The sequence below is a fragment of the Nocardia vermiculata NBRC 100427 genome (assembly GCF_001613265.1).
GTDB classification, from domain to species: domain Bacteria; phylum Actinomycetota; class Actinomycetes; order Mycobacteriales; family Mycobacteriaceae; genus Nocardia; species Nocardia vermiculata.
On record NZ_BDCA01000002.1, the window covers coordinates 353,558 to 364,106 of the forward strand.

Below are 10,549 nucleotides of genomic sequence, written 5' to 3' on the forward strand. Positions count from 1 at the left end.
GTCAGCCGATCCTCAACAGTGCGACACCCCAGGTTCCGAACCCGTGGCTGATGGTCATGACGATCTCCCCCGGCGCGACGCCGTCCTCCAGGTAGGTTTGCAGATTGATCAGGTTGTCGGCGGAATGCACGTGCGCATAATCGGCCAGGTTGTCCAGGTAGCACAGGTCGTGGTCGAGCCCCGCGCATTCGGCCATGAACCGCACCGCCTCGCCGTTGACGTTGTTGGCGATGATGCGCCGCACGTCCTCGCGCTGGACCCCGGCGCGATCGAGCATGTCGGCCACCGCACGCGACAACCCACGTTTGGTCAGCCCGGCCAGCCCGGGCCCCTTGGCGATGCGGATCAGCTGGTTGGTGCCCTGATTCGAACCCAGCACCTCGATTCGGGACGGTGCGGTGGAGGTGACCAGGCAGGCGGCGGCCCCGTCGCTCAGCACCGACAACGCATCGCGCAGAATGCGGGCGTAGGGATCGGGACAGGCGTCCGCGGTCACCACCAGCACGTTGCGGGCCGAACCGGCCGCTACCAGACTGTGCGCGATCCGCAACGCGCTACCGAAATTCGCGCACTCCGCGAGAGTCACTCCGATCGGTGTGGCTCCGGTGAGGCCGAATCGCTCGCAGAAGCGCAGGAATTCGCCGCCGGCGAGTGCTCCCGTCTCCGGACTCGAGGAGGCATACACCAGCAGATCGATCTCGGCCGCGCCGACCGGCACCTGCGCAAGGGTTTCGGCGACGACCTCGGCGGCCAGCTGCAGCGGCGTCCGCTCGGACCGGCAGTAGTGGTGCAGCCCGAGGCCGTACATGTCCCGGAGCACATCGGGTTCCTCGCGCAGCGGCGCCAGGGTATCGATCGGCTCACGCGCGCCGACGGCATAGGAGATGCCGTGCAGGTAGACCTTCATCGAGCCGAGTCGTCCTCTCGCAGACGGCCGGACAGATAGCGGTGCATCGCCCGCACCGTGGGATGTTCCCAGTGCACCGCGCCGGGCAGCTCGATTCCCAGGGCCGCCGCCAGTCCGTTCTTGAACTCCAGCAGCGCCAGCGAGCTCATCCCGAGTTCCAGAAACGGTGTGGCCGCGTCGATCTCCTCCGGATCGATCCGCAACACCGCCGCGGTCCGGGTCGTCAGCAACTCCAGCAGTGCGATGTCGCGTTGTTCGACTGGCATGAGACGCAGCTGGTCGGCGTAGGCCGCGGTCCCGCCGGAACCACCGGCACGCAGCGATTCGTAGAGCGGCACCGCCCTGGTGAACGGGTGCGCGGCCAGCCACGCGTCCGCGTCGAGGCCGATCACAGCAGCCCGGGGACGGCCGTCGTCGAGGATGTGCTCCAACGCCGAGAATCCGGCCGCCGGTGTCAGCGTATGGATTCCACGTCCCGCCAGATAGTCGTCGGTGGCAGCGCTGCGGGCGGCGAGGCCGGTGTCACGGAACGGACCCCAGGCCACCGCGGTCGCGGCCATCCCCTGGCTGCGCCGGTAGTGGGCGAGGCCGTCGAGGAACGCGTTGGCCGCGGCATAGTTCAGCTGACCGCCCGAGGGCAGGACCGTCGCGGTGGAGGAGTACAGCACGAAGAAGTCGACCGGATCAGAGGCCACCGCGCGATGAATGTTCCAGGCGCCCAGTGCTTTCGGCCGCAGGACAGTTTCGAACTTGGCCCAGTCCTGGTTCGTCAGCACCGCATCTCGCAGCACAGCGGCCAGATGGAAGACGCCCCGCACCGGCCCGACGCGGGACCGGGCCCGGCCCACCGCCTCCCGGACCTGTTCGGCGTCTGCGACATCGGCCCGCTCGACCGAGACCCGCGGCCCCGCATCGTTCAACTCGTCGATGACGGCCTGCTCGCCGGCATCGGGGTCGCGCCGAGCCAGCAATACGATATGCGTGCTCCCCCGGTCGATCAGGGTGCGCGCGAGCTCCAGGCCGAGTCCGCCCAGACCACCGCTGATCAGGTGACATCCGGGTTCACCCAGATCCTGTGCCGCGCCACGCACGATCTCGGTGGTCGCGGCGCCGTCGGTGACCAGCACCAGCTTGCCGATGTGCGCACCGGTGCTCATGGTGCGGAAGACCTCGGCGGCCGCGGCGATCGGGTAGGACCGGACCGGCAGCACCGGCAGCTCGCCCGAGACGACCCGACCCATGGTGTGGTGCAGCAGTTCCGCGAAAACCTCCGGTCGCTCGCGGTGGATGCCCGCCATATCGACCGCCGCATAGGTGATGCGGCGTTTGAAGTACTCCAGCGGCAGCCGTCCCGCCCCGTAGATGTCGCGTTTACCGAGTTCGAGGAAGACCCCGTCGGCGGCCACGGTGCGCAGACCGGCTTCCGCGGCGGCGCCGGTCAGCGAGTTGAGTACCACCTCGACCCCGTGACCGCCGGTGAGTTCCAGCACCTGCCGTTCGAAATCGGTACTGCGCGAATCGAAGACGTTGTCGATACCGAGCGTGCGCAGATATTCGCGTTTGTCCTCGGTGCCGGCGGTGGCGATGACCTCGAGTCCGTGCCGCCGGGCCACCGCGATCGCCGCCAGACCCGTACCGCCGGAAGCGGAATGGATCAGGATGCGCTGACCCGCACGGATTCGGGCGAGCTGTTCCAGCGCGTACACCGCGGTGGTGTAGGCAGTCGGCAAGGCAGCGGCGGTGACCGGCGCCATGGTGGCCGGCAACGGGAAGACCAGTGCGGCCTCGGCGAGCGCATGTGTGGCCAGACAGTTCAACGCCACCGCGAACACGGTGTCGCCGACTCGTACCGACTCCACCTCGGCCCCGACCGCGACGACCGTACCCGCGCACTCCGACCCCAGCGGCACGTCGGCCCGATCGGGATCGGTGAAAAAGCCCATGGCCCACATGACGTCGGCGAAGTTGAGGCCCGCCGCCGCCACCTCGAGCACGACCTGGCCCGGGCCCGGCTGCGGCCGGGGACGTCCACGCAAGGTGAGTGTCTGCAGCCGTCCGGGCTCCTCGATCTCCACCCCGAAGGCGCGATCCCCCGCGGTGACCACCGACGCGTGCGGGTCCAGGGACACCCGGTCGAGGCGGGGCACGAAACGACCGGTGGGACGCAGCGCCGTATGGCGTTCGGCACCGTCGGCCAGCTCGGCGATCAGATCGGCCGCGTCGTCGGCATCGGCACCGGCGTCGGCGGCCAGATCGATCAGCGTGGTGCGCAATTCCGGATGTTCGGCCGCCAGTGCGGTGCCGAAACCCCACAGGGCCGCATGCCAGGGATCCACGCATTCGTCCGCCACGGCCTGTCCACCTCGTGTGACGACCCACAGGCGCGGAGCGGGATCCGCGTCCACCAGGGCACGAGTCAGCTCGAGCAGGCCGGCGAGATCGGTGAATCCGGCCGGATCGGGTTCCGCACCGGCGAGGTAGACGACATGATCGGCGGGCTCACCGTGCACCGCGGCCGCGGTCCCGGACCAGCCGTCACCCGACGCGGCAGCGGCTCCCGCCGCCACGAGGTGTGCCGCCAGCTGTGTCGCCGAGTATGCGGACCCGTCACCGGGTTCGGACGCACCCACCACCAGCCAACGCCCCGCCAAGCGGGCCGTTTCGGAGCGCGATTGCCGCTGCCAGTCGATGGCGAGCACCGCGGCCGCGGAGCCGGGGTCCGCGTGGTCGACTCGGGTTGCGGTGAGGTCGCGGACCGTCGCTACGAGAGAACCGTCGTCGGCGTAGATGTCGAGGTCGGCGGTCTGCAACCGGCCGTCGCGGGCGTAGTTGTGCACATGCGCGTACACCTGAGCGGGTATCCGGTCGGTGATATCGAGCCGGCCGACGGCCGACGGCAGGAACAGTTCCTCACCGGCGAGAGCGCCGACGACCTGGAAGCAACCGTCCAGCACCGCCGCGATCACGACACCCTGTTCGTCGTCACGAGCACCGGGCGCGGCGCTCACCCGGCCCAGCGCCTGACCGGCGCCGCACCACAACTGCGTCACCGTGCGGAACGCCGGCCCGTACCGGGTGCCGTTGCGGGTATAGGCCGCATACAGCTCGCCGGGGTCACTCGGGTCGGCGCAGAGCCGCTGTGCCGTCGCGAGCCCCCCGTCGTCCGTGGCCCGCTCGGCCGGCGCCGACGCTGCGATCCGGCCCCGCACGTGTTCGGTCCACACGGTCGCCGCGCCGCCGGTCTCGCCGCTCGGCGCGCAGATCCGGAATTCGTCCTCGCGCAGCACAACTTGCACCGAGCGCACCCTGTCCGCGGACAGGGTCAGGACCCGCTCGAAGTGAATGTCGGTGAAGTGGCAGCCCGGACCGAAACCGTGCTGCCCGCGCGCGGCGGCGGCGAGATTCACCAACCAGGCACCGGCCGCGACCGGTGTATCGCCGACCGCGTGGTCGAGCAACCACGGCGAGCGGATCGGGTCCACCGTGCGTTGCAGGATGCGTTCACCACTGCTCGACGATTCCACGACCGCCTGGATACCGGTACCAGCCGCGCCCGTATCCCAGTCCGACCGGGCCCAGAAACGCTTGTGCTGCCACGGATACGACGGCAGGTCGGCGATGCGGCCCCGCACCCCCGCGGCCGCCCAGTCGACCGGCACCCCGTGCACATACAGCCGGGCGAGCAGTTCGAGGAGGTCCCGGCGGGCATAACCGTTGCGCTGCAGCGATCCGACGACCAGCCCGGGCGTATTCGAGGTCTCGATCCGGGCGCGAATCGCGTCGACCAACACCGGGTTGGGGCCGATTTCGACGAAGGTGGCCGGACCGTCCGCCAGCACCTGCGCCACCGTGGCGTCGAGCCGGACGGTACTGCGCAGATTGCGGACCCAGTACCCGGCGTCCAAGGCGCCGGTGGGCAGATACCCGGCCTCGACCGTGGACAGGAATGCCGCGCGGCCGTCCGGCAGTGCGCGCACTGCCTCGATACGCTCGGCGAAACCGGCCAGGTGCGGTTCGAGCTGCCGGCTGTGTGCCGCCGACTCGATCTTCACTCGTCGCGGGTCGTGTCCGGCCGTGGTGAGTGCCTTCTCCAGCCGATCCAGGTCGGTCACCGCGCCCGACACCACCACCTGCGCCGGCCCGTTCACCGCGGCCACATCGAAGTCACCCTCGACCCGGTCGAGCCACTCGTCCAGTTCGGTCACACCGATCGGCACCGAGAGCATGCCGCCGGTGCCTTCGATCGCGCGCAATGCGATGTTGCGGTGATAGATGATCGCGGCGGCATCGTCCGGGCTCAACGCGCCGGCCACCTGCGCGGCCGCGATCTCACCGACACTGTGTCCGATCACGGCATCCGGGCGCAGCCCTCGAGCGGCAAGCAGTTCCGTCAGGGCGACCTGCACGGCGAACGACATCGGCTGGGCGAGATCGATTCTGCCGCCGTCGGACTCACCGTCCGCGAGCAACTGCGCCGGATCGACGTCGAGATATGGCTCGAATGCCGCGGCAGACCGCCGCACCGCCGCAGCGAAGACCGGATGGTCGGCCATCAGTTGCGCGCCCATTCCGGCCCAGTGCCCGCCGAACCCGGCGAAGACGAAGACCAGCGGGCCCGTCTCGGCGCGGCGCCCGCGAATCACCCCGGACCGGTCGCGGCCCTCGGCGATCGCGGTGAGACCGCGTCGCAGCGCGGCCGGGGTTTCGCCGATCACCACGGCGCGGTGCTCGAGTGCGGCGCGACGCGACGCGGTGAAGCACAGGTCACGGCACTGCTGGGTGCTGGTGTCGGTCAGGTGCTGCCCCCAGCTGCGTGCGACGTCGCGCAGGGCCGGCTCCGTCGCGGCCGACAGCGGCAGCACCAGCAGCTCCCGGGCCGGCTCCGGTTCGGGTACCGGTTCCGCATCGGTGGCGGGGTCGGCGACCTGCGGCCCGGTGACGATGGCGTGTGCATTGGTGCCGCTGAACCCGAACGCGCTCACCCCGGCGTACACCGGTTCGGTCCCGGCCACGGTCTGCGTGTCGACCGGCACCACCACCGGCATCCGGTCCCAGTCCACCAGTGGATTCGGTGCGTCGAAATGCAGAGTGGGCGGGATGATCCGATCCCGGACCACGGTGATCGCCTTGAGCAGTCCCGCGATCCCCGAGGCGGGCTCGAGATGTCCCAGATTGCTCTTCGCGGAGCCGACCGGCAGGGGGCGGTCCCGGCCGGCACCGAACACCGCGGCCAGAGCGCGCAATTCGATCGGGTCACCGAGTGGTGTGCCGGTGCCGTGGGCTTCGATGTAGTCGATCCGGCCGGCGTCGAGTTTCGCGGCGCGCAGCGCATCCCGTAGCACCTGCTCCTGGGCGGCGCCGTTGGGCGCGGTCAGGCCGTTGCTGCGGCCGTCCTGGTCGACGGCTGTGCCCACGACGGTCGCCAGGATCCGGTCGCCGTCCGACCGGGCCACCGATTCGCGTTTCAGCACGACGACGCCGCACCCCTCACCGCGCACCAGCCCGTCCGCGGCGGCGGCGAACGGCGCGCACCGATTGCTCGGCGAGGGGGCACGCAGTTTGGACATCGAGATCATCGAGTGCGGTGACACGATGAGATTCACCCCCGCGACCAGCGCCAGATCGCACTCGCCCGCCCGCAGGCTCTGTACCGCCAGATGCAACGCGACCAGCGCGGACGAACAGGCGGTGTCGACCACCAGGGCCGGACCGCTCAGTCCCAGATGGTAGGAGATCCGCCCGGCTGCCACCGACGGTGCCAGTCCGGTCGCGGAGTAGATGTCGAGCACCCCCGGGTCGGTCGCCGCCGCGCCGTAATCGTTGGGGCACATGCCGACGAATACGCCGGTACGGCTGCCCCGCAGGCTTTCCGGAGGTATCGCCGCGTGTTCGAGCGCCTCCCAGGCGATCTCCAGCAGCAGGCGTTGCTGCGGGTCCATCGCCTCGGCCTCGCGCGGGGAGATCCCGAAGAATGCCGCGTCGAAATTGCCGATATCGCTGAGCGCACCCAGCTTCGCGATGTAGGAGCGCCCCGGCGTATCGGGCTCGGGGTCGAAGTACTGTTCGTGATCCCAGCGGTCGGAGGGGACGTCGACGACACCGTCACCGCCCGCGCGCAAGAATTCCGCGAAGCCGTCCAGGGAGTCGACGCCGCCGGGCAACCGGCATCCCGCGCCGATGACGGCCACCGGTTCGCTGCGCCGCTCGAGCGCACCACGGGCTGTGCGCAGGGCGGCGATGGCACTACGCAGGGCATCGCTACCGTCGCCGGCCGAATCGGCGGGGTGGGTTGTGGGCGGGGTCAACGCAGTACCTCTTCCAGGGCAGCCACTTCCGCGCGGGCAACAGCGATCAAATCCGCATCGCTCACACCGTCCAATCGGGTGCGCGTCATGGTGATGGTGGGGTCCGGGGCGGCTACCGCGGACGGAGCCACCGGCACGGGTTCCGGTGGTGCGGTCGCAGCAAACTCACCGGAAATGGTGGGGTCCGATTCACCCGGTGCGGCGGCCAGCCGTGCGGTCAGCTCGGCTGTCTGCGCGGTGGCGGTAGGGAATTCGAATGCGAATGCGGCCTCCACCGGGACTTGCAGAGCCCGGCCCAGGACGCTGCGCAGTTCGATCGCCATCAGCGAGTCGAATCCGAGTTCCTGCAGCGGTATGTGCGGGTCCAGCGGGTCCGTATCCGACATCTCGAAGACCTGACGAATACTCGCCGTCACCACGCTGCCGACCCGGCGGCGCAGCAGGAACAGCTCGGCGTCCGAGAGCTCACGGTCCACCGGCACCGTGGACGGCGCGCCCCCGTCCCCGTCGTCGGCGCCGTGAGCGGGTTCCGGGCCGGCGACCGCGGCACCGCCGGGAACTCCGACGGGCACGGCACCCTCACCGCCGGCGGCAAGATCCTCGGACACAACCTGTTTCGGCGCTGCGGTCGCGGCGATATCGTGCACAGCCGTCGGTGCGGCGAGCACATCCACCAGGCCGGCCGCAGCACCACCGATACTGGCCGCGGCATCGATCCAGAACCGTCGTCGCTGGAAGGGGTAGGTGGGCAGGGTGATTCGCCGGTAGTCGGCACCGTGCAGATCTCGCAGGTCGTCGACAGCGCCGACGGCGAACAGGCCCGCGACGGCCCGGACCAGTTCGGTACGGGTGGTGCCGGTGGTGACCCGGGAGAGGTTGCCGCCGAGCCTCGCCGCGGCGAGGTCGCTCAGTTCGGCACCGGCCACGTCGACCAGCGTGGTGCACCCCAGCTCGCCCAGACTGTCGAGGGCCTGCTCCAGTGCGGCCGGCCACAGCGGGCGCGCGGACCAGTACTCGGCGGTGGCAGCCTCCGTGCCGAGCCTCAGGCCGGTGTGCGGGGAGAGCACGGTGCATTCCGGCGCTGCGGAAACATCCAGGTCCGACAGTCCGGCACCCAGTCGATCCCGCAGGTCGGCATGGGTGGTGACCGGCACGCCGGCGGCGCGCAACCGCTCGAGCAGCGCCTCCCGACCGGCGACCGCGGTGCGCAGCAGATACCGGTCGCCGATCTGCCCGCAGACCTGCGCTCCGGTTTCGGTCAGCACCGCGTCGAGCACCTCGCGATCGGTGGTGCGAGCCACCGCGCCCTCGGGCACCAGCACCGCGGGCGACACCGATGCCCGCAGCGCCGCACCGGGTTCCAGCACCCCCGACACCGCGGCCGCGACATATTCGCCGACCCCGACGCCGAGGATCGCGGTCGGGCGCAGCCCGAGCGCCTCCAATTGTCGAACCGCCGCGTAACGATGCACGAACGACAGCGCATCGGCCAGGCCCGGAACACGCTGCGCCTGGTTGGGGGCGAGCCCGGTGAACAGCGCCGTCCGGAAGCCCTCCCGGGATACGGTGGCGGCCAGGCATTCGTCGACCGCCGCACGGAAGGCCGGGGATCCGGCATAGCTCGCCTGCTCGAGCGGTTCCACGCCGGGGCCGCGATGTCCGATCAACAGCGCGGGACGAACCACACCTCCGCGTGGCACATGCCCCGTCGTCACCGCCGGATGCGCTTGCCCGGCGGTATAGCAGTCCAAACCGTTCGCCAGCACGGCACCGCTTCCGGCAACCACGGTCACCCGGTACTCGAAGCCGTCGCGGCCGAGATTCGCGGTGGCGCACACCGATTCGAGGTCCTCTGGCTCCGTGGCTCGCGCGACGACCGAGAATCGGGCCGCATGCTCGCGCAGTGCCGCCTCGCTGCGTGCGGACAGTGTGAGCAGCCCCGACGGCTCCGCGACAACGGTGACAGGGGTAGAGGCCGGTGGCTGTTCCAGCACCACGTGGGCGTTGGTGCCGCTGAAGCCGAATGAGCTCACCCCCGCGATCCGGGTGTCGGCCGGCCACGGTGTGGTTTCGGTCGCCACCCGAGCGGCACCGGCGGCCCAATCGATCCGCGGATTCGGCTCCCGGACATGCAGAGTCGCGGGGATCGCGCCCCGCTGAACCGCCAGGGCGGCCTTGATCAGGCCGGCCACACCGGCCGCTGTCTCCGCATGCCCGAAGTTCGATTTGATCGATCCGACCCACAGCGGTGGGCGGTCGGCGCCGAATACCGTGTTGAGGGACCCGATTTCGATGGGATCACCGAGCGCGGTCCCGGTACCGTGCGCCTCGATGTAACCGACCTGCGCGGGTTCGACCTTCGCCGCACTCAACGCGGCCCGGACCACCGCCTGCTGGGCGCTCGCGTTGGGGACCGTCAGCCCACCGGTCCGGCCGTCGTGATTGACCGCGGAGCCGCGGATCACCGCGTAGATCCGGTCGCCGTCCCGCCGGGCCTGTGACAGTCGTTTGAGTACCACCAGCCCCGATCCCTCGGCGCGGCCGTAGCCGTCGGCAGTGGCATCGAAGGTCTTGCAGCGTCCGTCCGGCGACAGGGCGCGGATCCGGCAGCAGAACATGGTGGACAGCGGTGAGAGGATCAGGTTCACACCCCCGGCCAGGGCGGTGGTGCAATCACCGTTGCGCAGGCTCTGCACCGCCTGATGCACGGCCACCAGCGAGGACGAGCACGCGGTGTCGACCAGCGAGACGGGTCCGTGCAGATCCAGTGCGTACGCCACCCGGCCCACCGCGATACTCGGGGTATTCCCCAGGCCCGCATAGGCACTCATCGCTTCCGGAATGTTCGCGACGGCCACCCGGTCGTAGTCCCGCCAGCTGAATCCGACGAACAGTCCGGTATCGGATCCGCGCAGCCGCCGCGGCGCGATGCCGGCGTTCTCCAGGGCTTCCCAGGCGATCTCGAGCAGCAACCGCTGCTGGGGATCCATGGCATGCGCTTCCCGCGGCGAGATACCGAAGAACTCGGCGTCGAACGTGTCGACGGAGTCGAGGAATCCGCCGCGAGTCGTGTAGATCGTGCCGGGCTTATCCGGGTCCGGGTCGTAGTAACGGCGCACGTCCCAGCGATCCGCGGGCTGTTCGCCGGTGGCATCGACGCCCCCGGCGACCACATCCCACAGGCTCTCCGGCCCGGTGATGCCGCCCGGAAAACGGCACCCGATTCCGACGATGGCGATCGGTTCCGCGGGGCGCGGTTCGCTCAGCCGCTCGCGGGCGGCTCGCAGTGCCGCCGCAATGCGTTGCTCTTGTGATTCGGAACGTGCTGCGGTCATCT

The 10,549-nt window shown here is 70.1% G+C and carries 3 protein-coding genes; all 3 read right to left on the reverse strand.

Annotation, left to right across the window (positions count from 1 at the left end; genetic code table 11):
• Position 1: 1 nt before the first annotated feature.
• From NV2_RS05350 to NV2_RS05360, 3 genes are read right to left on the reverse strand one after another with little or no spacing between them, the layout of a single operon-like run.
• Positions 2-907, reverse strand: a complete 906-nt coding sequence (locus tag NV2_RS05350) for a 3-oxoacyl-[acyl-carrier-protein] synthase III C-terminal domain-containing protein (protein WP_067870093.1) — start codon at positions 905-907, stop codon at positions 2-4.
• Positions 904-7,212, reverse strand: coding sequence for a type I polyketide synthase (locus NV2_RS05355; protein ID WP_067870095.1), 6,309 nt, complete (start codon positions 7,210-7,212; stop codon positions 904-906). The genes NV2_RS05350 and NV2_RS05355 overlap by 4 nt, the downstream gene beginning before the upstream one ends.
• Positions 7,209-10,547, reverse strand: a complete 3,339-nt coding sequence (locus NV2_RS05360; RefSeq protein WP_157102752.1) for a type I polyketide synthase — start codon at positions 10,545-10,547, stop codon at positions 7,209-7,211. Before NV2_RS05360 ends, NV2_RS05355 begins: the two co-directional genes overlap by 4 nt.
• Positions 10,548-10,549 lie beyond the last annotated feature (2 nt).